26 protein-coding genes are annotated in these 26,446 nt (G+C 39.8%); 8 read left to right on the top strand and 18 right to left on the bottom strand.

Features of this window, described 5'->3' with window-relative positions:
* Positions 1-223: 223 nt before the first annotated feature.
* The 11 genes from ssuB to ubiG all read right to left on the bottom strand — a co-directional run bounded on the left by ssuB (position 224) and on the right by ubiG (position 10,293).
* Complete coding sequence (ssuB, locus tag F931_RS17910) at positions 224-1,024, bottom strand: ABC transporter ATP-binding protein (RefSeq protein ID WP_016142600.1); 801 nt, start codon at positions 1,022-1,024, stop codon at positions 224-226.
* A gap of 13 nt (positions 1,025-1,037) precedes the next feature.
* Positions 1,038-1,835 (bottom strand): aliphatic sulfonate ABC transporter permease SsuC, encoded by a 798-nt coding sequence (gene ssuC, locus F931_RS17905; RefSeq protein ID WP_016142599.1) that lies wholly within the window; start codon positions 1,833-1,835, stop codon positions 1,038-1,040.
* Positions 1,832-3,007: an FMNH2-dependent alkanesulfonate monooxygenase gene (gene ssuD / locus F931_RS17900; RefSeq protein ID WP_009387373.1), complete on the bottom strand. Its 1,176-nt coding sequence runs from the start codon at positions 3,005-3,007 to the stop codon at positions 1,832-1,834. The genes ssuC and ssuD overlap by 4 nt, the downstream gene beginning before the upstream one ends.
* 26 nt (positions 3,008-3,033) lie before the next feature.
* Entirely contained in the window at positions 3,034-4,017 is a 984-nt protein-coding gene (locus tag F931_RS17895) for a sulfonate ABC transporter substrate-binding protein (RefSeq protein ID WP_016142598.1), read from the bottom strand.
* A 70-nt stretch (positions 4,018-4,087) separates the two neighbouring features.
* Positions 4,088-5,056, bottom strand: coding sequence for a sulfonate ABC transporter substrate-binding protein (locus F931_RS17890; RefSeq protein ID WP_016142597.1), 969 nt, complete (start codon positions 5,054-5,056; stop codon positions 4,088-4,090).
* A 335-nt stretch (positions 5,057-5,391) separates the two neighbouring features.
* A complete protein-coding gene (argA, locus tag F931_RS17885; protein ID WP_016142596.1) occupies positions 5,392-6,747 on the bottom strand; it encodes an amino-acid N-acetyltransferase in 1,356 nt (451 codons plus the stop codon).
* Positions 6,748-6,867: 120 nt separating this feature from the next.
* Positions 6,868-7,197, bottom strand: coding sequence for an RcnB family protein (locus F931_RS17880; protein ID WP_016142595.1), 330 nt, complete (start codon positions 7,195-7,197; stop codon positions 6,868-6,870).
* A gap of 238 nt (positions 7,198-7,435) precedes the next feature.
* Complete coding sequence (locus tag F931_RS17875) at positions 7,436-7,849, bottom strand: RcnB family protein (RefSeq protein WP_009387402.1); 414 nt, start codon at positions 7,847-7,849, stop codon at positions 7,436-7,438.
* A 217-nt stretch (positions 7,850-8,066) separates the two neighbouring features.
* The gene (gene yciK / locus F931_RS17870; RefSeq protein ID WP_009387635.1) at positions 8,067-8,813 is read right to left on the bottom strand and encodes a YciK family oxidoreductase; all 747 of its coding nucleotides are present in this window, start codon (positions 8,811-8,813) and stop codon (positions 8,067-8,069) included.
* A gap of 68 nt (positions 8,814-8,881) precedes the next feature.
* Positions 8,882-9,583 (bottom strand): HAD family hydrolase, encoded by a 702-nt coding sequence (locus F931_RS17865; RefSeq protein ID WP_080649535.1) that lies wholly within the window; start codon positions 9,581-9,583, stop codon positions 8,882-8,884.
* Positions 9,580-10,293 (bottom strand): bifunctional 2-polyprenyl-6-hydroxyphenol methylase/3-demethylubiquinol 3-O-methyltransferase UbiG, encoded by a 714-nt coding sequence (ubiG, locus tag F931_RS17860; RefSeq protein WP_005804826.1) that lies wholly within the window; start codon positions 10,291-10,293, stop codon positions 9,580-9,582. The genes F931_RS17865 and ubiG overlap by 4 nt, the downstream gene beginning before the upstream one ends.
* A gap of 180 nt (positions 10,294-10,473) precedes the next feature.
* Here ubiG and dsbA point away from each other — a divergent pair, with 180 nt between their 5' ends.
* Entirely contained in the window at positions 10,474-11,091 is a 618-nt protein-coding gene (gene dsbA, locus F931_RS17855; protein ID WP_016142593.1) for a thiol:disulfide interchange protein DsbA/DsbL, read from the top strand.
* Positions 11,092-11,178: 87 nt separating this feature from the next.
* On the opposite strand, the gene F931_RS17850 is transcribed toward dsbA, so the two are convergent.
* Positions 11,179-11,826 (bottom strand): TetR/AcrR family transcriptional regulator, encoded by a 648-nt coding sequence (locus F931_RS17850; RefSeq protein ID WP_016142592.1) that lies wholly within the window; start codon positions 11,824-11,826, stop codon positions 11,179-11,181.
* Positions 11,827-11,963: 137 nt separating this feature from the next.
* A complete protein-coding gene (locus F931_RS17845) occupies positions 11,964-12,602 on the bottom strand; it encodes a TetR family transcriptional regulator (protein WP_016142591.1) in 639 nt (212 codons plus the stop codon).
* A gap of 173 nt (positions 12,603-12,775) precedes the next feature.
* On the opposite strand from F931_RS17845, the gene hmp reads away from it, so the two are divergent.
* From hmp to F931_RS17820, 5 genes are all read left to right on the top strand, one after another.
* Positions 12,776-13,801 carry a ferredoxin reductase gene (gene hmp, locus F931_RS17840; RefSeq protein ID WP_016142590.1) on the top strand — a complete coding sequence of 342 codons (1,026 nt, stop codon included), beginning with the start codon at positions 12,776-12,778 and terminating at the stop codon, positions 13,799-13,801.
* Positions 13,802-13,831: 30 nt separating this feature from the next.
* Positions 13,832-14,974 (top strand): fatty acid desaturase family protein, encoded by a 1,143-nt coding sequence (locus F931_RS17835; RefSeq protein ID WP_080649751.1) that lies wholly within the window; start codon positions 13,832-13,834, stop codon positions 14,972-14,974.
* Between the two features lie 160 nt (positions 14,975-15,134).
* Complete coding sequence (gene rph / locus F931_RS17830; RefSeq protein WP_002120794.1) at positions 15,135-15,851, top strand: ribonuclease PH; 717 nt, start codon at positions 15,135-15,137, stop codon at positions 15,849-15,851.
* Between the two features lie 288 nt (positions 15,852-16,139).
* Positions 16,140-18,308, top strand: a complete 2,169-nt coding sequence (gene plcN / locus F931_RS17825) for a phosphocholine-specific phospholipase C (RefSeq protein WP_016142588.1) — start codon at positions 16,140-16,142, stop codon at positions 18,306-18,308.
* 421 nt (positions 18,309-18,729) lie between these two features.
* The gene (locus F931_RS17820) at positions 18,730-18,897 is read left to right on the top strand and encodes an ABZJ_00068 family colistin stress protein (RefSeq protein ID WP_016142587.1); all 168 of its coding nucleotides are present in this window, start codon (positions 18,730-18,732) and stop codon (positions 18,895-18,897) included.
* On the opposite strand, the gene nadC is transcribed toward F931_RS17820, so the two are convergent.
* Positions 18,894-19,739: a carboxylating nicotinate-nucleotide diphosphorylase gene (nadC, locus tag F931_RS17815; protein ID WP_016142586.1), complete on the bottom strand. Its 846-nt coding sequence runs from the start codon at positions 19,737-19,739 to the stop codon at positions 18,894-18,896. The genes F931_RS17820 and nadC overlap by 4 nt on opposite strands.
* A gap of 171 nt (positions 19,740-19,910) precedes the next feature.
* On the opposite strand from nadC, the gene ampD reads away from it, so the two are divergent.
* Both ampD and murJ read left to right on the top strand, forming a co-directional pair.
* Positions 19,911-20,480, top strand: a complete 570-nt coding sequence (ampD, locus tag F931_RS17810; RefSeq protein ID WP_016142585.1) for a 1,6-anhydro-N-acetylmuramyl-L-alanine amidase AmpD — start codon at positions 19,911-19,913, stop codon at positions 20,478-20,480.
* A gap of 72 nt (positions 20,481-20,552) precedes the next feature.
* Complete coding sequence (gene murJ, locus F931_RS17805) at positions 20,553-22,103, top strand: murein biosynthesis integral membrane protein MurJ (RefSeq protein ID WP_171067926.1); 1,551 nt, start codon at positions 20,553-20,555, stop codon at positions 22,101-22,103.
* A 49-nt stretch (positions 22,104-22,152) separates the two neighbouring features.
* Here murJ and fklB read toward each other — a convergent pair whose 3' ends face one another.
* The 4 genes from fklB to ptp all read right to left on the bottom strand — a co-directional run bounded on the left by fklB (position 22,153) and on the right by ptp (position 26,445).
* On the bottom strand, positions 22,153-22,848 hold the full coding sequence (gene fklB, locus F931_RS17800; protein ID WP_016142583.1) for a BamJ family beta-barrel-assembly machinery protein: 696 nt from the start codon (positions 22,846-22,848) through the stop codon (positions 22,153-22,155).
* A 49-nt stretch (positions 22,849-22,897) separates the two neighbouring features.
* Positions 22,898-23,623: a BamJ family beta-barrel-assembly machinery protein gene (gene fkpA, locus F931_RS17795; protein WP_014208039.1), complete on the bottom strand. Its 726-nt coding sequence runs from the start codon at positions 23,621-23,623 to the stop codon at positions 22,898-22,900.
* Positions 23,624-23,814: 191 nt separating this feature from the next.
* A complete protein-coding gene (gene ptk, locus F931_RS17790) occupies positions 23,815-25,998 on the bottom strand; it encodes a polysaccharide biosynthesis tyrosine autokinase (RefSeq protein WP_016142582.1) in 2,184 nt (727 codons plus the stop codon).
* 18 nt (positions 25,999-26,016) lie between these two features.
* Entirely contained in the window at positions 26,017-26,445 is a 429-nt protein-coding gene (gene ptp / locus F931_RS17785) for a low molecular weight protein-tyrosine-phosphatase (protein ID WP_016142581.1), read from the bottom strand.
* Between the last annotated feature and the right edge of the window lies 1 nt (position 26,446).

Below are 26,446 nucleotides of genomic sequence, written 5' to 3'. Positions count from 1 at the left end.
GTTTGATTTGTGCACAGGTGTCTTGCTTTTTTAATCAAAAAACGGCTAGTTATTTGCGTAATAGATATACTATTGTGCAAAAAATAGAGAGATTCACTAGTTTATTGTTATTCTTAAAAATATTTTTTAAATTTCGCCCTAAAAAAGAGCAATAAAACAGCAATTTTATTGCTCATAAATTGTGCTTTTTTCGGCTGAGCGATTATCATTACTCATCGCAACCTTAGGTTGCTAAAACCGCATCGAGTACTTGCTGTTCAAGCTGAGCAAAAGAAATGCTCTTTTTACGGGGACGCGGCAAATTAACTTGGAAGCTTTGAGCAATCTGGCCCTTATCTAATAATATAATACGGTCAGCCAATTGCACTGCTTCACTTACATCGTGGGTGACTAAAATTGCAGTGAAGCCTTGCTCTTTCCACAAGCGTTCAATCAAGCTTTGCATCTCAAGACGAGTTAACGCATCTAATGCCCCTAATGGCTCATCTAACAGCAAAATACGAGGAGTATGAGATAACGCACGGGCTAAGGCTGTACGCTGACGTTGACCACCTGAAAGCTGCGAAGGCCATTGACCTGATTTTTCTTTTAAACCAACTTTTTCCAGTAATTCTTCTGCTAAAGCATGTTGCGCTTTAGGTAGCCCAAGTTGCACATTTTGAAGAATATTTCTCCAAGGGAGTAGGCGTGGGTCTTGAAACATGACACGAATATCATCGTTAGTAATACCTTCACGAAAATGTCGAGCAGATTTGAATTTGATTTCCCCAAAACTGGCTTTTTCAAGTTGGGCAATTAAACGTAGCAACGTACTTTTGCCACAACCGCTTCGACCAACAATAGCTAAAAACTCACCTGGTTGGATGTGTAGGTCAAGATCTTCAAGAACTTTTACCTCGCCATAAAATTTATAAAGCTGTTCGATTAGAATTTCTGCACCTACCACAGGCTCTTGTGACTCAGTAGGGTTTTCTGGAATGAGTTCTACGTCATTCTGATTAATATTTAAATTCAGATTTGTCATGTTCTAAGCTCCCTTATTTCTGATATCCAGAGTGCCAACGCAGTAAATAGCGTTCTAAAAGCTGTGCTAAAACATCTGCTAGTTTGCCTAGTAAGGCGTAAAGAAGAATACCGACCAGTACGACATCTGTTTGTAAAAACTCACGTGCATTCATGGTCATATAACCAATACCTGCTTGAGCTGAAATGGTTTCAGCGACAATGAGCAATACCCACACTAAACCTAAAGCAAAACGTAAACCGACTAAAATAGAAGGCATCGCACCCGGAAGGATAATTTCTTTGTAGAGCTGCCAACGCGAAAGTCCATAGCTTTTACCCATTTCAATCAATTGAGGGTCAACTGACCGAATACCGTGATAAGTGTTGATATAAATAGGGAAGAAAACACCTACTGCGACCAAAAATAATTTCGCTGTTTCATCAATACCGAACCACAAGATGACGAGTGGAATAAGGGCCAAAGCTGGGATGTTCCGTATCATTTGCAGGGTCGTATCGAGCAGAGTAGAGGCGAAACGCGAAGACCCATTGAGCAAACCCAATAACAAACCTAAACCACCACCCACTAAAAGGCCAAGCAAAGCACGCCCGGCACTGACTTTGACATGTTGCCAAAGCTCACCGCTAATGAGTAGATGCCAAAAAGCGGAAACCACGGCAGTGGGAGCAGGCAAAATACGGCTTTCTAAAAGTCCCGAACTTGAGGCAATTTGCCAAACTACCAATAGAACAATTGGGAAAATCCAAGGCAGCAAACGCTGCCCGATTTGCTTGGTTCCACGTGAAACAATACTTTCAGCTTTGCTCATGCAGGCTCCTTGACGGAACTATTTTGCTTCTTCTCGTCTGGAACATAGTTATTGGCAATAATTTCACCGAATGGACCGGTCAAATTTGGCTGAGCAAGTTTAGCTCGGGTCTCAATTGGTAATAACGGGAATACTAACTCTGCAAAACGGATTGATTCTTCAAGATGCGGATAGCCTGAGAAAATAAATGTATCAATACCTAAATCAGCATATTCCTGAATACGAGCAGCAACTGTTTCTGGGTCACCTACAAGTGCTGTACCAGCGCCACCACGGACTAAACCAATACCTGCCCAAAGGTTTGGAGAGACTTCAAGCTTGTCTCGGTTACCGCCGTGGAGAGCAGCCATACGTTGTTGGCCTACCGAGTCCATTTGTGCAAATTTCTTCTGTGCAGCAGCAATAGTCGCATCATCTAGATATTGAATCAGCTCATTTGCCGCTGCCCAAGCTTGTTCGTTAGTTTCACGAACAATGACATGCAAGCGAATACCATAAGTTAATTTACGGCCTTTAGCCTCAGCTTTGGCGCGAACATGTTCGATCTTTTGTTTGACTGCTGCTGGCGGTTCGCCCCAAGTGAGATAGGTATCCACTTGTTCAGCCGCAAGGTCGACAGCGACGTCTGAAGAACCACCAAACCAAAGTGGTGGGTAAGGCTTTTGAACAGGTGGGTAAAGCAGTTTTGCATCATCCACCTGTAAGCGTTCACCGTGAAAGGTAAAGGCTTCACCCGTATGTGAGCGCGTCAAAATTTCACGCCAGATTTTTACGTATTCATTGGCTGTTTGATAACGGGTTTCATGGTCTTCATATAAACCATCACCGCGTAGTTCAGCTTCATCACCACCAGTCACTAAGTTGAGTAACACGCGACCATTCGATAAACGGTCAAATGTTGCAGCCATACGAGCAGCCAAAGCTGGTGTTGTTACACCAGGACGTAATGCAACTAAAAACTTAAGGTGCTGAGTTGCATCAATCAGGCTAGCCGCCGTAATCCATGGATCTTCACATGAACGGCCCGTTGGAATAAGTACACCTTCATAACCTAAATTATCTACTGCTACAGCAATTTGCTTCATATAGGCATGGTCAACCTGACGAGCGCCTTTACTTGTACCTAAATAGCGACTATCACCGTGAGTAGGAATAAACCAGAAAATTTTCATGTGCATTACCTATATGTCTATTGAAATTACTTGGCGATCCAAACAGCTTGTTTGATGCTGATTGGTTTTGGAATGATGCCTTGTTGAGTAAAGATGTCTGCGAGTTGTTGCTGCTCAGCAATCACTTTGCTGTTAAGAGGAGCTGCCGATGAAGGGCGCGGACGGCGTTTAATAAATAAATCACTGGTCGCAGGTTTAAGACCTGTACTTTGCCCAATCGCACCTGCCGTTTCTGCTTGGTGACTTTGAACCCATTTATCGGCTTGATTGATTTGTTTGATGAGCCCTGAAACAGCTTTCGGGTGTTGTTTAACAAAATTTGGAGCTGCTAAATAAAAGGTATAGTTCGGGCTTAAACCTTTACCCGACGCAAGAACACGAGCTTGATCTTCTAGTTGTGCTGAGGCGAAGTAAGGGTCCCAAATGGCCCATGCATCTACGGCACCTTTTTGAAATGCTGCGCGAGCATCGGCTGGAGTAAGCCAGATTGGCGTAATGTCACTCCAGTTTAGGCCTGCTTTACGTACGGCTTGTACAAGTAAGTAATGTGAGCTAGAACCTTTTTGCAGAGCAATTCGTTTGCCTTTAAGGTCTTTCAGCTGTTTGAGCTGCGAGTTTTTAGGAACCAAGATTGCCGATGCTAGTGGTTTAGCTGCTTCATAGGCAATGTAATACAAAGGCTTGCCAGCCGCTTGTGCGTAGACAGGAGGTGTATCTCCAGTAACACCTACATCAAGTGAACCGACAGCTAAAGCTTCTAAAATTTGTGGGCCGGCAGGGAACTCACTCCAAGTAACTTTGGCATTAGGAAATTCTTGTTCAAATAATTTTTGCTGTTTGGCAATCGCAAAGTTGATCGAACTTTTTTGAAAACCAATACGAAGTTCTTTTACAGTTGGGTCAATCGCCCAAGCGGGTGCGGCAATTGTTAAACCTAATACAGTGACTGCACTGATGCGTTTAATTAACTGGGTCCACTGATTCTTATTAAATAATGATTGATGTTGCATATTGATATCCTTGTTCCCCATGAGGCAAGGCACAGCATTTATATGGTTATTTGCCGTGCCTAAGCTGGGTTTATTTCAGTTTTAAAATGGCATCTTGAATGGTGAGTTTGTTTGGAATGAGCTTTTGCGTATAAAAGGCATCAGCTACTTGTTGTTGTTCTTGTGCCACTTTGTCAGATATTGGCTGAACTCCAAAACCCATACGTGAAATGGAAGTTTTGAGTACATCAAACTCAAGTGCTGTAGGTTTTTCGAGTAGCTTGGCTGCTTCATCCTGATGTGAGCTCACCCATTCAGTTGTCTGGTTGAGGGTTTGCACAACTGTATTGAGTACTTTCGGATTATTTTCTGCAAATTTACGGTCAGCGAGATAGAACTGATGATTGCTCACCAAATTTTCACCTGTTGCTAAAACTCGTGCCTGAATTTGATGTTCAGCTGCTGCAAAGAATGGGTCCCAAATCACCCATGCATCTACTGCACCTTTTTCAAATGCAGCACGAGCGTCTGATGGCGGTAAATAAACAGGTTGAATGTCACTTAAGCTTAAGTTGTTGGCTTCTAGAGCTTTTAACAATAGGTAATGAACATTCGAACCTTTGTTAAGAGCGACACGTTTGCCTTTTAAATCTTGAATAGAGTGAATGGGAGAATCTTTTTTTACCAATAATGCTTCGGCTTTTGGCGCAGCAGGTTGGTTTGCGACATAAACTAAATTTGGATTGGCAGCTTGCGCAAAGATTGGAGGTGCTTCGCCTGCTTCACCGAATGAAACACTTCCTACGTTTAAACCTTCAAGTAATTGAGGTCCAGCAGGAAACTCAACCCATTTTACTTGTACACCTTGTTCTTTTAGTGCTTTTTCTAAGTCACCACGAGCCTTTAAAATAGGAAGGATGCCATATTTTTGATAACCAATATTTAAAGTTGTGGTGGCCTGTTCCTCTTTTTTGGCACAACCACTTAACATCATCACTCCTGCAAGGCTGGCCGCGATGACTGAATATTTTGCCCATGAAGTGGTGTTGAAAAGTGCCATGAGATTTCGTGCTCCCCGAAAGAGAAAAAGAAAAAATAATTGGATGAGCAGATACCCTAAAGGGATTTTTATTTCAGAAAAAATAAGTATTCGGACTTTATTTATGTAAAAAAAAGCTAAAAACTTTCGGCGATAAACTTATGCAAAAAAATGATTTATTAAATAAGATGATCTTTATAAAAAGTTATTTAAGATTATGTAAATAAAATAAAAATTATTAGAATAATGAAATTTAAAGATTTAAAAAAAAGTACAACCATAAATTAATCGACTTTACGGTTGTACTTTTTAAACTAAGCTTATCTGAAATAAGAATATCTTAAAAATAGCAAAGGTTAAGGAAGCAGTTTCTTAAAAACTAAAGAATTCCTTTGGTAGTTATAAAGCGCCTGACGAGCATTTGGTAAGTCATCAACACTCACCTGATGAAAACCATGTTCTAAAAACCAGTGAGCAGTACGCGTTGTTAAAACAAATAATTGCCGAATACCTTGTTCTTTTGCCTTTTCTTCAAGGAATTGCAGAATTTGACTACCGCGATTTGATTTACGATAACTTGGATGTACTGCAACACAGGCAATTTCTGCGGAACGAGTCTCGTTAAATTCGGTCGGAATTGGATAAAGTGCAGCACATGCTAGAATTGTACCATCACGTTCAATGACAGCGAACTGGCTAATTTCTTGCTCTAAACGTTCACGCGAACGATAAACCAAGATACCTTCTTCTTCTAGCGGACGTAATAAATTCATTAAACCGCCCACATCTTGAATGTTGGCCATGCGAACTTCTTCATAATGCGCATCGGTAATCATGGTACCAACACCATCACGTGTGAATAGCTCTTCAATTAATGCACCATCATAGGCATAAGAAATAAGATGAACGCGGTGTACGCCTGATAAAGATGCTTTTTTTGCTTGTTGCAAATGCAAAGTGAGCGTTGGACTGATGGTTTGGTATTGTTGAATGTAATAGTCTAGTTGATGTGGGCTTAACTCACGTAATATTTGGTCATCTTCATTCAGCAATCCTTGTTGCTCACCTAGAAAAATGAGTTTATCTGCTTTTAAGTAAGTTGCAGTTTTGGTCGCAACTTCTTCTGCTCGTAAGTTAAATACTTCGCCTGTAGTGGAATAACCTGTTGGTCCCAATAACACAATATTATGATTATCGAGGTGTCGATCAATCGCATCGGTATCAATAGAACGGACTTCACCTGTGAGCTGGAAATCCATCCCATCACGAATACCATAAGGCTTCGCAGTCACAAAATTACCTGATACGACATCTATTCGAGCACCATACATGGGTGAGTTCGCTAAACCCATAGAAAGTAATGCTTCAATTTCTAGGCGAATAGAGCCTACAGCATTCATGACACACCCTAAAGATTCACGTGTGGTAATTCGGCTGTTGTCATAAAAAGGAGTTTCTATTCCTTTTTCTTTAAGGTTGTGATTAATTTGGGGACGTGCGCCGTGTACGATAATTAATCGGATACCAAGAGAATGTAACAGTGCAATATCATGAATAATATGCTGGAAATTAGGATGGCGAACTGCTTCGCCACCAAACATCAAGACAAACGTTTTATCGCGATGCGCATTAATGTAGGGTGCTGAGTGTCGAAACCAGTGTACATAATGCTGGGTGTTATTATGCGACTTACTTACAGGCTTACTTGACATACCGATCTCGAATCAACAGCAAAAAGATATAAAGATGATTCTAAACAAAAAAGATTAAAGCCGCATGTTTTAGATAAAAAAACACCCAAATCTAAGTTTGGGTGTTTAAAAAGTTTTAAATTAGTGAACAACTCTAATGATTTTATGGCTCTGTTCATTCACCAGTACATAATTTCCGTTCACTTTGTACCATTTTTGGTAGCGACCTGGTTTACTTAATTTTTGATGTTGGCGATAGTCAATCACGTAACGTGAGTGTTGGTATTCATGAGGTACAACTTGACCCACTCGCCAAGCATTACGATGGTCATCTTTTTTAATCACTTTAACTGTTTTCACTTCATAGTTTTGATAGTTGCCATGGTGATTATGATCGTTAGGCGCTGCCATTGCTGTTGTTGCAACTAAACCAGTGAGTGAAAGAACAATTGCTGTTGTTAATTTTTTCATTATGAACCTCGAATGATGAGCTAAATTTCAATAACTAAAGATTAGTGAACAATTGCAGATAAATCGTGGAGACCAAGAAGAATAAATGTGAAAACCCAATATGAAATAAGAAGAAATTAAGAAAATACTTAATATGAAAATATGAAAAGTTTTTATTTTTAAACTAGATAAGGCATAAAAAAGGATAAAACCCGAAGGCTTTATCCTTTTTATTCAGCGATAGCGAGGCTCTATCGCTTTAAAAACCACGAATACTGACAATACTATTAGAATCTGTATCGACTAAAATATAGTCATTATTGATTTTGTACCATTGCTGATTACGGCCCGGTTTAGGTAGGTTGCTGTCTTTATAGTCGACTTTATAACCATTGCCACGATAGTGCTGTGGCATAACATAACCTGGCTGCCAGCGATGCTGTTTCAACCGTTCAAAGCCACGTTCTTCGCGCATACGGCGTTCGTCACGGATACGATCTTCATCATGATCACGTCCAAATCCTGGCCCACGATCATTCCACTCACCGCGTGGTCCTCCGCCTTTAGGACCTTTAGGGCCATGGCCTCGGTCAAAAGGGGGATCAGCAAAGCTTGCCATACTGGTGGTCAGTACGGTTATGCATAGGGCTAAGATGGTGAACAACTTTTTCATGATGCATCCTCGTTTACATCTGATGTCTCTCATGTTGAATACTCTACGCGCAAAATGCAGAGAAACTGTGAAGATCATTTAATGGTTCAATTAAAATTACGGATAGATCAAGAGTTTTTATCAATCGTAAAAAAGGCTTGTATATATCTTTTCAGGTATAGGCAAGCCAGATTTGATGATTGGCCGTAATTTAATTTAGCTTTTCATCTTTAACTTTTTAATCTTGTGCATCAATACTTTGACCATTGAGCGCCAAGCTGTCTTCACCCATTAAATAGAGGTAGGCAGGCAAGATTGACTCAGGTGTAGGTAATGTCTTCGGATCTTCTTGTGGGTAGGCTTTAGCACGCATTGCAGTACGTGTTGCGCCTGGATTAATACAGTTAAAGCGGATATTTGGATAAGTATTTTCCGCTGCAAAAATTTTGCTCACTGCTTCAATTGCAATTTTAGAGACAGAATAGGCGCCCCATAAAGCACGTGCTTCACGGCCTACACCAGAACTGGTAAATACGACAGAGGCGTTTTCTGATTTTTGCAAAAGTGGTAATAAGGCTTGAGTGAGGGCAAACGGAGCACGTAAGTTAACTGCCATCACGTCATCCCATACTTCTGTAGGATAATGTGCCAGCTCTACACGCTCACCTAAAATACCCGCATTATGCAAAATACCGTCTAAACGTCCAAACTGCTTTTCGAGAGTATCGACTAAAAAGTCGTAATCACGGTCAGAGGCACTTGAAAGTTGTAGCGGTAAAATCGCGGGTTGCGGTGCACCGAGACTTTCAATTTCATCATAAATCACTTCAAGTTTATTTAAGGTTCTACCATGCAGGACAACGGTTGCACCATGTAGGGCATAACTTAGAGCCGCAGCTCGCCCAATTCCATCACCAGCACCGGTGATTAAAATAACACGATCTTTGAGTAGATCCGGACGAGGTTGATATTCTGAATATTTCATTGGTAAACCTCCTTCTTTTTATATTGATAAAACGAGTAACCGTTAAAAAAGTCTATAAAACTCTGATGTTAACTTATCATACGCTGATTTTCCTGTAGAGCAGGAAGCTTTTGACGTAACATATCGTGTAATTCTGTCACCGTATTTACAATCGAATCAGCCTGCCAAGCGGCGAGATCATCACGGTGCTCAATAGGTAGATAGCCGTATGCAGCTAAAATAGTGTACATATTGGCATTGCGACCAGCATCAATATCACGTGGGTGGTCACCTACATAAATAATTTCATCTGCTGGGATATTTAACTGTTTAGCAGCTAAATACATGGGTTCAGGGTCTGGTTTTGTTTTACTGACATCCTCAGGACATACCAAAACCGCACAGCGTTCTGTCAGATTTAACTTTTCTAAAAGAGATTCACTTAAACCGCGTGGTTTATTGGTCACAATACCCCACGGGATTTGCGCAGCCTCTAACTCTTCTAGAAGTGGATACATACCTTCAAACAGATCTGTATCAACCACAATATTATTGCCGTAAATATCTAAAAAGTTTTGACGATGAGCCAAGAAAATTGGATTGGCAATATCTAGCTCTGGATAGACCAATTTCACCATCGCACGCGCACCTTCAGAAACTTGAGTGCGAATGAGGTCTGCATCAACCACAGGACGTCTTTCATCACGGCACATTTGCTGAATAATACGAATGAAATCCGCAGCTGTATCGATAAGCGTACCGTCTAAATCAAATAAAACAGCTTTCATCATGCACCTGTATTAATCGTATGAACCATATAGTTAACGTCGACATTCGGCGCTAACCAATAATGCTTGGTCAGAGGGTTGTAATGCAATCCAGTCATTTCTTTTAAGGTAAGGCCGGCATTACGAATATCATGTGCCATTTCAGATGGTCGAATAAATTTATGATAATCATGCGTGCCTTTTGGCAACATACGTAGTACGTACTCTGCACCAATAATGGCAAATAAATAAGATTTTGGGTTACGGTTAATGGTCGAGAAGAACACATGGCCGCCCGGTTTAACCAAAGCCTGACAAGCTTTTACAATAGATGCCGGATCTGGAACATGTTCCATCATTTCCATGCAAGTCACCACGTCGTATTGGCCTGCTTGTTCTTGTGCTAATTCTTCTACAGGAATTTGGCGGTATTCAATATTTTGAACATTCTCTTGTTGAGCATGCAATCGGCCAACGGCTAGAGGTGCTTCACCCATATCGATGCCTAGTACATCTGCACCACGACGTGCCATGCTTTCGGCTAAAATACCGCCGCCACAGCCGACATCAAGTACTTTTTTACCAGCTAGACCGCCTGCACGTTCATCAATCCAGTTTAGACGTAGTGGATTAATTTGATGAAGTGGGCGAAATTCAGAATGTTGATCCCACCATTTGGCAGCAAGTGCTTCAAACTTTGCGATTTCTTGTAAATCAACATTCAATTGCGACATGGTGCTACCTCTAAACTTGAGTTATCTTTTTGGATGTAGTTCGCCGTTAGTGTAGCGATTATTGGGAAAAAAGCGATAAACCCAATAAAAAACTTCACAGAAGCAAAACGAATTTAGCATATTTGTTTTATATTTAGAGCATAAGCTAATGCATAACAACTTAGAGGAAAAGCTGTAACAATGAAAAAATTGGTTTTGGGTGGTTTGAGTGCAGCAATTATGGCCGTATCGGGTAGTGCAATGGCAGCAGATTTTGTTGCTGGTAAAGACTACACCGTGATTGCCAATCCAAGCAAAGTGGAAGTTCCGGGGAAAATCGAAGTTCGAGAGTTCTTTTGGTATGGATGTCCACACTGTTTTAAACTTGAACCGCATATGCAAACGTGGTTAAAGCAGATTCCTAAAGATGTACGTTTTGTGCGTACACCAGCTGCAATGAATAAAATGTGGGAACAAGGGGCGCGTACCTATTATACATCTGAGGCATTAGGTGTACGTAAACGCACGCATTTACCACTATTCCATGCGATTCAAGTGAACGGTCAACAAATTTTTGATCAAGCTTCTGCTGCGAAGTTCTTTACTCGTTATGGCGTGCCTGAACAGAAATTTAATAGTACTTACAACTCGTTTGCAGTAACTGCGAAAGTTGCCGAGTCAAATAAACTTGCTCAACAGTACCAATTAACAGGTGTTCCTGCAGTTGTCGTTAATGGTAAATACGTGGTGCAGGGTGAAGATGGTAAAGTTACCCAAGTTCTTAATTATTTAATTGAGAAAGAACGTAAAGCAAAATAAGTTGTTTAGGCTTTACTTCAAAAATGGGCTTCATATGAAGCCCATTTTTATATTTAATTTATCGTTAATTATCACGAAATATTTCAATTAATTTTGCTGATTTTCATCTTCAATTTGAAAATTTAAAACATCAAAATTAGCCGTTTGGGTCGGTAGTGATAATGCCTGATTAATATATAAATTAATTAATTTCTGACGAGAACCAATCGAACGCTGGTAATAAGTAGAGTTTAAAAGTAGGGATGCGCCATAAGTCAGTGACCAGATATAAGACAAATAGTCACGAATCGACATATCATAGTTCAATGATTTTAAATAACTTTCGGTAATATCTTTAATTGCTAAAATACGTTGTTGGCGGATTTCATAAAGCTCTTCGAAAAGATGCTTCAACTTAGATTCTGTCATTGTCAGATTTTCTTCAAGTTGATGCAATAAAATGGTTTTGCCTGGCGTAAGCAAATGGTGAAGCATGTAATGAGGAGCATACTCTTTGAAATCTGTATTATATTTTTTAGAAATTTCTAAAATTTGCTTTTCATTTTGAATAATAAGCTCAAGTAGAAGCTCATTTTTGCTTCTAAAATGCTTATAAAGTGTGCCTTTAGCAATATCTAGCTCGGCCACTAACTCATCTAGAGTAATTTCCTGATTGTTTTCTAGTAACAACTTTTCTGCCACGCTCAGAATTTTTTCTTTACGCATCAAAAACTGTGTATGACGATCAAGATTCATAGGTATTCCCACACCAGTTTGGCCTAACTAATAATTTACTTCCTGTAAAAAGAAAAAGACTTTTCTCGAAATTTTTAGCCTTTTTCTTTCTCTCTTTACGTATTACCACATAACCTGTTTTTTGTCATTTGCCGCTTCTACCGTTCCCAGTTTGCAATCCCTCTAAAGAGTAGGCGAACTTGTGTAGAAGCATTCTCAATAAAGGCAGCTTGTTGCAGCTTGAGCTGTTCACCTTGATATTGTTTTGATAGGTTGAGCCACGTCATTGCCCAGGTAAATGACATATTGGTCAAAATGGTAGATAAGACATTTAAGTCTTGAGGCTCTTGAATATGTTTAAAATTTTCGAGTTTAGTAAGATCAGTTGTGAGATCTTCGATCAAAAATTCGATTTCTCGTGCAATAGCTGCACGAACTGTTTCTGAGCCTCCCCAACGCTCCGAAATCATAAATTGCCACTGTTTAGGGCTATGATTTACTGCTTGCACAAATAGCTCAATACTGGTTTGGGTCTTGGCAGATTTATGTTGTAAATAACTTTGACCTAACTGATGTAAGACACTTTTTAAATGTAAGGCAACTTGATCGACCAGTTCCTTGCCGAGTTCGTCCATGTCTTGAAAATGACGGTAGAACGCTGTTGGTACCAAACCTACTTCACGTGCAACTTCACGTAAACTGATACTACTGAACGAACGCCCAGACGTGCTCAGATGCAAGGCTGCATCAAGGAGTGCCTGACGACTTTGCTGTTTTCGTTCATCCCGTATCGACATTAAAAGAACCTATTTAAACCGTGAGCCAAAGTCTAACAAAAAAGAGCAAATTTTCATAAAAAAAATAGTGAACAAGTGTTGACTGAGTGAACACTTATAAATATAGTGTACATATGTTCACTATACGAACATGTGTTCACTCAAATAAATAGCCAGAAACAAAAGAGGAACGTATGAACGCAACAATTAGCTATCAGCCACATTGGGTTCGAGAAGATTTTGTTGATTTTGTTTTACAGAAAATTAACGCGACTTGGGCTTGGAAAAGGGTACTTGCAGAAGTTACTACTGTTCAGCCACTTCATACCGATATGGTGCTTATCAAGCTTAAACCGAATCGTAATTTTAATTTCGATCAGGTCCGCGCAGGTCAAAGTATTCTGCTGACTTTGCTCATCGATGGCATTTACCAACAGCGTAGTTATTCAATTATTGAAGTGACTACTCAGGGTGAAATCGCTTTAGGTATTAAAGTACAAGGCTTGGTGTCAAGTGCAGTCCAACGATTACATGTTGGAGAGTGCATTGAGATTTCACAGCCACAAGGTGATTTTACTTTGCACCAAGGCCAGCATCCTGCGATTTTAATTGCGTCAGGTAGTGGCATTACTGCAATTTATTCACTTTTGCAGCAAGCTTTAAAACAGCAGCTTGAACAAATTCACGTCATTTATTTTAATCGTGCTGAAATTTTTCATGCTGAATTAAAAGCTTTGGCAGAAAAGCATCCCGAGCTTCACTATCATTTTTTTAATACATCCGAGCAAAAGCAGCATTTAACTGAAAAATTACTGCAAAAGTTGGTTCCAGATTTTGCGCAGACTGCAACGTATGTGTGTGGTCATCACGGCATGATGCAGCAGGCAAATGAAATTTATGCCCAAAAGGGTGCTCAGTCACAACTTTATCAAGAATATTTTCAGCCACTGCAAGTGACTGGTACACATGCAGCACAGCGTATTATTTTCCGCCGTGCCCAGCAGGAGTTTTTAGCTGAAACAAATTTACTGAGCAGTGCAGAGCAAGCAGGTTTACGTCCGCAACATGGTTGCCGTATGGGTGTTTGCAATAAATGTAGCTGTACCAAAGTCAGCGGTGTTACTCAAAACCTGTTAACAGGTGAAATTGAAGACCAACCTAACCGTCCAATTAAACTATGCGTGAGCCAGGCATTAAGCCCAGTCACGATTGATCTATAAAAAGAATTAAAGAGGATTAACCTTATGAATATGGCATTAGAATTTTCTACCGTTTCTAAATCTGCTCATTTAACTCCAGAGCAGACAGAAGAGTTTGGTCGCCGTGTTGAGCAGATTCGTCAAGATATTATGCAAAGTCTTGGTGAACAAGACGCGAAATATATCTACAAAGTGCGTAATTTTGTTCGCTACACCGAAATCGCTTCACGTGGCATGTTGATGTTTGGTGGTTGGATTCCGCCTGTTTGGTTACTAGGCACAGGTTTATTAGGTATTTCTAAAATTGTAGAAAACATGGAACTTGGCCATAACGTTATGCACGGTCAGTTTGACTGGTTAAATGAACCAAGTCTGAACGGTAATACTTACGATTGGGATACCATTGCATCGGGTGATGATTGGCGTGAAACACATAACTATGTGCACCACACTTATACCAATATTGTCGGTAAAGACCATGATGTAGGTTATGGTATTTTGCGAGTAAGTGATCAGCAGAAGTGGGAACCTCGCCACCTGTTTAATATTCCACTTGGTCTACAATTAATGTTTTTCTTTGAATGGTATGTGGGTGTACAAAACTTACATCTTGAAGATGCATTAGTTTATAAAACCAAGAGCTGGAAACAAGTTTGGAAAGATTCATCTAAAGTACGTAAAAAAGCCACTCGCCAAGTTTTAAAAGATTATGTGTTTTTCCCTGTGATCTCTGGTCCTATGTTTTTACCGGTTTTTGCAGGAAATGTAGTTGCCAATATTATTCGTAACTTGTGGTCATCTGCCGTGATTTTTAACGGCCACTTTACAGAAGATGCAGAAACGTTTGAGCCTGATAATACCGACACTGAAACCAAGGCAGAGTGGTATTTACGTCAAATTCGTGGTTCAAGTAATTTTAGTGGTACAGAATGGATGCACTTTATGAGTGGTAACTTAAGTCATCAAATTGAACACCATTTATTTCCAGATATGCCAGCTAACCGCTATAAAGAAGTAGCACCGAAAATTAAGGCACTTTGCGCAGAATATGGCATTAACTACAACGAAGCGAACTTTATGCGCCAGTTCTGGAGTGTATGGGTACGTTTGGCGAAATGTTCACTGCCAAACCATACCACTGGAAAAGTTATGCAGACATTGGAAAAGTTAAAAGCAAAATTCAAATTTGCGTAATCTAAGTTATTTCAAAATAGCTCCTTTTTAGGGGCTATTTTTATTTTTCAAGTCATGAAAATTGCAGACTTACATTTGAAAGTAGGGAATAAACTCAACCTGTCAAAATCCTTTGCTATACTATGCCCAAGTTTGTATTTAAGAGAAGTTAGGAAGGATTATGCGTATTGACCAACGTGCATTAGACCAATTACGTGAAGTGAAAATTACACGAAACTACACCCGTTATGCTGAAGGTTCTGTGCTGGTCGAATTTGGTCACACCAAAGTCCTTTGTACTGCAAGCATTGATAACTCAGTGCCACGCTTTTTAAAAGGCCAAGGTCAAGGCTGGGTAACGGCAGAATATGGCATGTTACCGCGCTCAACACATTCACGTTGTGATCGTGAAGCGGCTCGTGGTAAGCAAACTGGTCGTACTCAGGAAATCCAGCGCCTCATTGGTCGTAGCTTACGTGCTATGGTTGATTTGAAAAAGCTTGGTGAAAACACGATTACGATCGATTGCGATGTAATTCAGGCTGATGGTGGTACACGTACTGCTTCGATCACTGGTGCGGCTGTAGCATTAGTTGATGCAATGAATGTTTTGTTATCGCAAAAGAAAATTAAGCACGATCCGCTTAAAGGATTAGTTGCTGCAATTTCTGTAGGTATGTATCAAGACGAAGTACTGCTTGATCTTTGTTATGAAGAAGACTCGAACTGTCAAACTGACTTAAACGTAGTAATGACACAAGCTGGTGAGTTTATTGAAATTCAAGGTACAGCAGAAGACAAACCGTTTACTCGCGCACAAAGTAATGCCATGTTAGAAATGGCTGAAAAAGGAATTGCCGAGCTCATTAAAAAGCAACAAGAAGCTTTAGGCTGGTAATATTACGCTTTCTAAAAAACGCATCTTCGGATGCGTTTTTTTATGCCTTCATCAAATCGACATAAAAACATCACTTGCCTGTCACTTTTACGCTTTATTAGTAGTTCGCATTTAAAACGTTTGGAAAAACTAATGCGAAAACTTTCACTTTTATTAATTACATCTTTAGCACTCATGTTCAGTGCTTGTAATGATGATAACGACTCAGATAATTCATCGCCTACAACACCGCCGACTAGTAATTGCAAAATGCACTGTGCACCATAATAAGAACTTAGGATAGAACTAATGAATCGTCGCGAATTTCTTTTAAATTCTACAAAAACTATGTTTGGGACAGCTGCTTTAGCGAGTTTCCCGCTGAGTATTCAAAAAGCTTTAGCTATTGATGCCAAAGTTGAAAGTGGAACTATTCAAGATGTTAAACACATCGTGATTTTGACTCAGGAAAACCGTTCTTTCGATAACTATTTCGGAACATTAAAAGGTGTACGTGGTTTTGGTGACCGCTTTACTATTCCAATGACGGAAGGCCGAAAGGTTTGGGAACAATATGATACGAATAAAAAGAAAGTATTGCCTTACCATTTAGATAGCCGTTTAGGAAACGCACAACGCGTTTCAGGTACACCCCACTCATGGGCTGATGGCCAAGCAGCTTGGGACAATGGGCGAATGAGTGATTGGGTGGCATCTAAAAAACCACAATCGATGGGTTACTATAAAAAACAAGAAGTTGAATATCAGTTTGCCTTAGCCGATGCATTTACCATTTGTGATGCCTACCACTGCGCTATGCATGCGGGCACCAACCCAAATCGTAAGTTTATCTGGACGGGAACGAATGGTCCTACGGGCGCAGGTGTCGCCAGTGTGGTAAATGAATTTGATGGGATTGGACCATCAACTGAAGGTTATGAATGGACGACTTATCCTGAGCGCTTACAGCAGGCCGGCGTAACATGGAAAGTTTATCAAAACATGCCGGATAACTTTACCGATAACCCATTAGCTGGTTTCAAACAGTATCGCCGTGCAAATGAACAGTCAGGGCAACCAGTTAGCCATGATTCACTCATTTGCCCAGCGTATGATGAAAAGATCGATACGACTCAACCACTTTACAAAGGTATTGCCAATACCATGCCGGACGGTGGTTTTTTAGGAACTTTTAAAGCTGATATCGCACAAGGTAAATTACCGCAGGTGAGTTGGTTGGTTGCTCCAGCAACTTACAGTGAACATCCAGGGCCATCTAGTCCTGTACAGGGCGCTTGGTATATTCAGGAAGTATTAAATGCATTAACTGAAAACCCTGAGCTGTGGAGTCAAACCGTTTTATTGGTAAACTTCGATGAAAATGACGGTTTCTTTGACCATGTTCCTTCACCAAGTGCACCGTCTAAAGATGCAAATGGTGTTGTATATGGAAAAACGACTTTAAGTGATCAGCAAGTATCTTATGAATACTTTAACCATCCAGCAGTAGCGACTTCAGAATCTCAACCTAAGCCAGACGGTCGAGTGTATGGGCCGGGTGTACGTGTTCCAATGTATGTAATTTCACCGTGGAGCCGTGGTGGCTGGGTGAACTCACAGGTCTTCGACCACACTTCTATTTTACAATTCTTGGAAAAACGCTTTGGTGTGCAAGAGCCTAATATTAGTCCATACCGCCGTGCCGTATGTGGTGATTTAACAACAGCATTTAATTTTAAAACACCGAACCTTCTGCCTGTTGCTGAACTAGATGGGAAGAAAACTAAAGCCGAAGCTGATGCGATTCGTGTTGCTCAGGCTTTATTGCCACAAGTTCCTGTTCCAAGCCAGCAACAATTTCCGCAGCAGGAAATGGGGATTAGACCATCACGTGCTTTACCTTATATTTTGCATACCAGTGCCAAAGTCGATGCTACTCAAAAAACTGTAAAGCTGATGTTCTCAAACACGGGCAAACAAGCAGCCGTTTTTCATGTCTATAACCGATTAGATCTTATGGTGGCTCCTCGTCGTTATATGGTTGAGGCGGGTAAACAGCTTGATGATGTATGGAATGCTACAAATGGCCAGTACGATTTATGGGTACTTGGACCAAATGGCTTCCACCGTGCGTTTAAAGGTAATTTAAGTCAAGCCAACCAGACGCAAGCACTACCAGAAATTAGAGTATGTGTGGAAGAGTGTGATGCGAATTTGTATTTAAAAGTGCGTCATGATGGTAATAAGTCAGTCAAGCTCACTGTTAAAGCAAATGCTTATCTGCCAAACAAGATATGGACTATAGAATCAGATCGCTCTGAAAAAGAATTGGTGTGGGATATGTCTGAATTTGGTGGCTGGTATGACTTTACTGTGACTTTATCTGATGATGCGACGTTTAGTCGTCGTTTTGCAGGTCGTATAGAAACTCAAGAAGATTCAATTTCTGATCCATATATGGGGTATTTAGAGTCTTAAGTTGCTGTAATGCATGAATGTTAAGCTGAAGTCTTAGTTAATAATTATTTTAAATTAGTTAGCACGACGGAGTCTTATCGTTTATTCATCCAGTGGAAGTAGCTAATTCGTTACTTTGGTTTCGCCCAAAGTAAGGTACGTAATAAAGATTAATTAATCTTTATTACGTACCGAAGGGCAACGGCAGGCTTAATAACATTCTTGCGCTGCGACAAAGCTATAATCGCTTTGTCTTGCTCAGGTTGTAGATGACATCTCGCACAATCTAATGTTGGGAAATATAAATGAAGAGAGGTAATAACTTGTCGTTTAGATGAATAATAAAAATAAAGACTTACCTTTTGTAACAGAATCTCCTAAGCCTGGTCATATTTATCTTTTATGTTGAAACCCTGATTTTTTAAAGTGATGGGGAAAATTTATGCTACAAGGTTTTATTGTATTATTAGCAGTAGTTACATTTGTTTTAATGGCTGCCGATCCACGTGATAGTGGGGCACAAGCGACTCAGTCAGCGTGGCAAAAAACACAAGCGGCAGACATGACCAAGTCGCAAAAAAATATGAATAACGATGTGGATTTTACTTAAGCATTAAAACGCATTGATAAATCAACAGCTCTAACGTCTTTAGTTAAGACACCCATAGAAATGTAATCAACGCCAGTAGTCGCCACTTCGCGTAAGTTCTCAATAGTGATATTGCCCGAAGCTTCGAGTTTACAGCGACCTGCCACATGTTTTACGGCATCAATCATTTGCTGTTGGCTAAAATTGTCGAGCATGACAATGTCCGCCCCAGCTTCAAGCGCTTGGTTTAGTTCATCCCAAGTTTCGACTTCGACTTCAACAGGTTTGCCTGGCGCAATTTGATGTGCTTTTGCAATTGCTTGGGCAATACCACCTGCTGCCATAATATGATTTTCTTTAATTAAGAACGCATCAAATAAACCAAGACGGTGATTTTGTCCGCCGCCGACAGCTACGGCATATTTTTGTGCAATACGTAAGCCCGGTAAGGTTTTGCGTGTATCGAGAAGTTTTGTATTTAAGCCTTCAAGATGCTTAACATATTCAGCAGTTTTTGTCGCAACAGCAGATAAAGTTTGAATAAAGTTTAAAGCAGGGCGCTCTACAGTAAGTAAACTACGTGCAGAACCTGCAAGTTTTAAAAACGCTTCGTTTGCCGCAACACGCTCACCTTCTTGTTTTAACCAAGTCACCTGAATAGTATTGTCATAAGCTGAGATGAGTGCATTTACCCAAGGTTGACCAGCTAAAACCATATCTTCACGGCTAATAATGGTTGCAGTGGCTTGCTCCTCTTCAGGTGTGAGCATAGCGGTAATATCGCCGTCCCCAATATCTTCTTGTAATGCTTGTTGAATATTGATTTGAATTGATTGTTCAAGCAAAGACTGAGGTATGCTCATACGGTTTCCATTTTGTCGATGACCCTAAAACTTGCGATATATTAGCACCGTCGACCTGAAAAATAAGCTGTTTTATGAGATTAATCGCGATAAACAATCGCATTTAATACTTTGAAAAGTAGATAACTGTTTTAAACTAAAACAATTGGCAAGCAATTTATTGGCATCTCAATGAAGCAAATCACACCGTATGAAGTTATAGATGGGCAATTAAAAGGGGCGAGACAAATCCCTTCTCCAAATTTTAACCAGCGTCCGACTGGTACCGAAATTCAAATGATTGTGGTTCATAATATTAGTTTGCCGCCGTCTCAATTCGGAGGCGGATATATTGAGCAGTTTTTTCAAAATCAGCTAGATTGGTCAGTTCATCCTTATTTTCAAACTATTGAAGGCATGCAAGTTTCTACGCATTTGCTGATTTTACGAACTGGTGAAGTCCTCCAGTTTGTTAATTTTAATGATCGGGCATGGCATGCCGGACGTTCGAGCTATTTATCCAAAATAGAATGCAATGATTATTCAATTGGGATAGAACTTGAAGGAAGTGATGATTTACCTTTTGAAGAAGTACAATATCAAGTATTAACAGATGTTGTTACCGTCATTCGCCAAGCTTATTCAGAAATTAAAAACCATATTGCAGGTCACTCAGACGTTGCCCCTGGCCGAAAAACCGATCCGGGCCCTCATTTTAAATGGCAGCACTTTAGACAATTACTGGCTCAGAAAAAAAGTTGAGTTCATTCATCATTTCACAACGAAAAGATTTTTTAGTTTCATTACAATAGCGACTTTCGAATATAGCTGTAGGTGAGTGCGATGGCATTGTGGCGATCGACTTTTATTGTCAGTGCAATGACGATGTTGTCACGAGTGTTAGGGTTAGTACGTGACGTCGTATTGCTCAACGTGTTTGGTGCAGGTAAAGATTTTGATACTTTCGTCGTTGCTTTTCGTATTCCTAACTTCTTTCGACGATTGTTTGCCGAAGGGGCTTTTTCGCAGGCATTTATTCCCGTATTAACTGAATATAAAACGGGTCGAGCACATGCTGAAGTACAGATTTTAATTAGTCGCGTATTTGGCTGTTTATTAACAGTCATGACCTTACTCACTTTTGTGGCCATGGTTTTAGCACCTGCAATCATCTATATGTATGCACCGGGCTTCCACAGTGATCCGGAAAAGTTCGATTTAGCCGTCAGCATGTTCCGTTTGACCATCCCCTATTTAATGTTTATGTCGCTCACAGCTTTTGCCAGCAGCATCTTAAATAGTTATGGCTCGTTCGCTTCACCAGCTTTTTCACCTGTTTTACTCAATGTAGCAATGATTGCAGGGGCGTGGTGGCTTACGCCGTATATGGCTGAGCCAATCAAAGCATTAGGTTGGTCGGTTGTAGTGGCTGGGGTGTTACAGTTAGCCATACAAATTCCCGAATTGTGGCGTAAAAACTTACTGATTCCACCTAAAGTTGATTTTAAACATGAGGGTGTGGAGCGTATTCTAAAACTCATGCTTCCAGCATTATTTGGTGTATCTGTGACTCAGATTAACCTGCTGTTAAATACGATTTGGGCATCATTTATGCAAGATGGCTCGGTATCTTGGCTATATAGTGCAGAACGTATGACTGAGTTACCGTTAGGTTTAATCGGTGTCGCAATTGGTACAGTAATTTTACCTTCACTTTCTGCCCGTCATGCAGAGCAAGACCAAGCAAAGTTCCGCGGTATGATCGACTGGGCTGCAAAAGTCATTGTATTGGTAGGATTACCAGCAAGTATTGCTTTATTTATGCTTTCAACACCGATTATTCAAGCATTATTCCAGCGTGGCGAGTTTGATTTACGTGATACACAAATGACAGCTCTAGCATTGCAATGCATGAGCGCTGGTGTAATTTCTTTTATGCTTATTAAAGTATTTGCACCTGGTTTCTATGCACAGCAAGACACTAAAACACCAGTGCGCGTAGGTTTAATGTCTGTTGCTGCTAATGCAATTTTAAACGTTGTATTTATTGGGTTCTTTAAGCTTATCGATTGGCATGCAGAACATATGGCACTTGCACTAGCGTCTTCAGGTTCAGCTTTAGTGAATGCCGGTTTACTCTACTTCTATTTGCACAAGCGTAATATTTTCCGATTTGGTTCACATTGGAAAAAACTAGTGCTTCAATATGGTTTAGCAAACCTTGCAATGATTGCAGCGCTTTGGTTCGGGTTAAATTGGTATAACGGTGAGCTTTCACAGTGGCTTCGTGTTGTTGAAGTCGTAGGGCTATGCGTAGTTGGAATTATTGCCTACCTGATCGGTTTGATCCTTACAGGTTTTCGACCAAGAGATTTAAAACACTGAAAATAGAAAAGCGATCTTAAATGATCGCTTTTTTTTATATCTAATATATTTATTTTGGCAAAACTTGTAGCAATTCAATATCAAAAATTAAAGTGCTGTTTGGACCAATCGTGTCACCTGCGCCAACTTCACCATAAGCGAGATTTGCAGGGATAAAGAAACGTGTTTTACCACCTTCTTTCATGGTTTGTAGACCTTCAGTCCAGCCTGCAATCACTTGGCTAAGCTGAAATTCAACTGGATGATTACGTGCGATTGAGCTATCAAATACAGTTCCATCGAGTAAACGGCCTTCATAATTCACTTTCACACGTGATGCAGCTTTCGGTTTTTTACCTGTCCCTTCTTTTAATACTTGGTATTGAAGACCGGACTTAGTGGTAATTACACCTGCTTTTTTTGCATTATCAGCAAGAAATGCAGTACCAGCCTGAGCGTTTTGTTGACCTTGTTTTTGAAATTCGACTAGCTGTTTAGCTTCTAATGTTTTTTTATAATCATTAATTGCTTTCGCCATTTCTTCATCGGTTAAGCGAGCTGTTTTATTCTGAGCACCTTCTTGTAAGCCTTGGTAAAAAGTATCAAGATTTAAATCTGTTAATGCTTCAGTATTATTCCGACCCATTAAATAGCCATAACTATAGCTAAATTGTTCTTTTGCTGGGCTTTTATTTGTGATAGGTGTAGCAGCAAAAACAGATAAACTCATTGTTGATGTTGCAATAATTAAACCAATTTTTTTCATGCTGTTTTCCAAAAAAAAGGAGAGTACTGTTTTACTCTCCTGAATGTTTTTATTTCACTGAAATGAGTTCTACATCAAAAATCAGCGTACTGTTTGCTGGAATACCAGGAAGTTCCTGAGGGCCATAAGCAAGATTAGATGGGATAAAGAACGTTGCTTTACCACCTTCTTTCATGAGTTGAAGTCCTTCAGTCCAGCCCGGAATAACTTGATTGAGTGGGAACTCAACTGGTTCACCGCGCTTATAAGAACTATCGAAAACCTGTCCATTAATTAAACGGCCTTCGTAATGTACTTTCACCATAGATTGCGCAGTTGGTTGTTTACCTGTGCCTTCTTTAGTGATGATATATTGCAAGCCAGACGCCGTAGTTTTTACACCAGCTTTTGTTTTATTTTCTGCAAGGAATTGAACGTCTGCAGATTCAGACGCTGCTCCAGCAGCTTGCTCTGGTTTATCTTGTTGTTGCATTTTTTGCTGCAACTCTTTTTCATAAGCAGCAACAGCTGCTTTTAGCTCTTCTTGAGTATAAGCACTTGGCTGCTTATTACGAGCATCATGAATTCCTTTCACAAATGATTTTGTGTCTAGCTCTGGTGGAGTTTGCTGAGCAACTTCGTACCCAAGAACATAACTGATTTTTTCAATTGGAGAGGCATTTTTATTTGCTTTGCTTCCGACTTCTGTGGTCGGATGTTGGCTTGCATAATAAACTGGTACAAGTGCAGCACCGCCTAAAACTACAGCGACAGCAATGGGTAAGGCTTTACTCATAAAAGGTTCCAAAAATAATCATTTGAGTCTAAAAAGGCTGCTTTTGATCTTAGCATGCTTAAGCATAGAATGTTTAAGAAAAAAAACGAGTGGTTTTTTATATATTTTAGTTAGTTTTAGTAGGGATAGACTTAAAAAAATCTTAAATAAAAAACCGGATCATTTGATCCGGTTCTCTTATCAATTTTCGGTTAATCTTCTTTTTGCGCTTTATATGCGTAAGCATAGTTATAGCCATAACCATAACCCGCACTTGCACGTTGAATATCGTTAAGAATAAAGCCGTTGACTTTAACACCTGCTTGTTCAAAGCGATTAAGCGTTAATTCAAGCTCTTTCATTTGCGACTTAGCATAACGCGCAACAATTAAGTTCACACCTGTATATTGCGAAATAATAATACCATCGGTTACTGCAAGGACAGGTGGAGTATCAATAATGATGTGGTCATATTCACTTTGAACCTTTTCTAGCAAATCTTTAAATTGACTAGAGCTTAAGATTTCCGAAGGGTTCGTTGGGCTCTTACCACGAGTAATCACATCTAAGTTAGGAACTTGAGTTTTGTGAAGAACCTGTTGAAAATCTGCCTGCCCACTTAGTAATTCAGAAAGACCAGGTTTTACATCTACATCGAAGTATTTATGCATATAACCGCGGCGCATGTCAGCATCAATGAGCAAGACGCGTTTATTACCTTGCGCAAAAATCGTTGCAAGGTTGGTCGAAATAAATGATTTGCCTACTTCAGGAGAAGGGCCAGCAATCATAATGATATTATTTTTTGCATTTGTTAAAGCAAAATGAATGGCTGTACGAATGCTACGTAAGCTTTCGATAGCAATATCATCACTGTTTTTAACAGCAAGAATAGGAATGCTCTTCTTCTTCTTTAAAATTTTAATACGACTTTCTTGAATTGGAGAACGTGGAACTGTTGCGTAAACTGGCAGATCCAATTCAGTTTCAATTTGACCGGAATCTTTCACACCGCTACGTAACATATTACGTAGTAAAGCAATTAAAGCTCCAACAAAACCACCAACAAAAATAGATAAAATGAGTACGAGCAGTTTCTTCGGCTTAATTGGCTCCACTGGCTCAACTGCGGTATCAACAATGCGGACATTCCCAATTTCACCAGCTTTTGCAATACGAAGTTGTTGGTAAGAGTTGAGAAGTGCTGTGTAGAGTTGGGTTTTGACTTCTACTTCACGATACAATTGTAAATATTGGCGCTGTACATCAGGTAGTTGTTTTAACGTACTGTTGAGTTCACCAATCTGTTTATTAATGGCTGCAAGCTGTCCATTAATCTCTCGCATTGCAGGATGTTCAGCAGTATACTTCGCGACCATTTCAGCTTGTTTTTGTTCAAGTTCAGCTTTTTTAGTTTCTAAAGTAATACTCTGAGTTAAATAAAGTTCTGACTCTTTGGTTACATCAACTGTGTTGTATTGCTGACGGAACTTATTAAATTGACGCTCAGCATCATCTAGCTGTTTCTTAAGATCTGGCAGTTGTTCATCTAAGAATTTTAAAGTTTGAGCGGACTCAGCTGAGCGACGTTCAATATTTTGTGCACTATAAGTTGCTAAAATCGCATTTAAAACTTTAGTGATATGTTCTTTGTCTTGACCTTGATAGTTTAAGCCTAAAACACCTGTAAGTTTACCGCGTTCTGCAACTGAATAATTTAAGCTAAGCGTATTTACAGCGGCGGGTATAGATGAGTTTTTAATATTATAAGTGGCATCAAATTGATCTTTAGTAAAGATAGCAATTTTCCAAAGTCCATGGGGGCCCGCAACATGGTTAGCTTGATTCAGAGGAATAGTTAATAGCACTGTTTCAGTTTCTGGATCGGTTAAACGTACAGATTGTTTATCAAAATTAAGTAGTAAATTTTTATCTAAATAGTAAGCTGGAACCTCAAGTTCACGAATTTCAAAACTTTTTAAGTCATCTTTAAATAAAACTGATTTTTTAGTGTATTCAGTTTTATAGTCAGTATCGCTTAATAGGCGATGAGTAAACGTATTTTCAGTGCTGGAAACTTGGATATTCAAGTGTAAGTCTTTAATGACCGAGCCCAAAACCAGACGAGACTTTAAAATTTCAATTTCAGCTTGAGCTGGCGATTTTTGCTCAATCATATTAGATAAATCGCCTAAAAGTGCAGCAGAAGCCCCTTTGCTGTCTTCAACTTGAACCAAAGCATCAACCGAATAGGTGTCTGGTGTTACACGTAAATAGAGCAGCGCACACACAAGGCTTAAAATAATGCAGAGTGCGATTAGCTTCCACTGAGCAATCAGTGAAAAAAACAATTCTTTTAAATCAATTGTATCTTCGGTGTTTGTATTTTGGTTCATAAGTTTAAAATCTTGGCGTTAAATATAAGGTTTCCAATCAGCAATGCACTGTTGAATAAGTTGGCAGGTTTCATCAAAAACAGCTTGATCGTGCTGATACGGATCTGGCACATTTTTGTTTTGCCAATGCCCTAAGCGATAGGTTTTACCTTTTGCAAAGGGCCAAGTTTGCTCAATATGCTTTTGCTGATTGTGACTCATGACCAAAATAAGGTCAGCTTTTTTTATATGTTCAGCGCTAAGCTTACGTGCTACATGCGGTTGCATGTCAATACCTAGGCGTTGCATACAAAGTTGTGCTTTATTGTCTGCCTGATGTCCCACGAGCCCGGAAATACCAGCAGACTCAATACTTAATTGGGGATATTGCTGCTTTAAGAAATATTCTGCCATAGGGCTACGGCAAATATTTCCAATGCAAACCACCAAAATATTTTTAATTTGCATA

Source organism: Acinetobacter pittii ANC 4050 (assembly GCF_000399685.1).
GTDB lineage: Bacteria > Pseudomonadota > Gammaproteobacteria > Pseudomonadales > Moraxellaceae > Acinetobacter > Acinetobacter pittii_E.
Note: the sequence above shows the minus strand (reverse complement) of the source record. Positions and strands in the feature narration are given on the sequence as shown.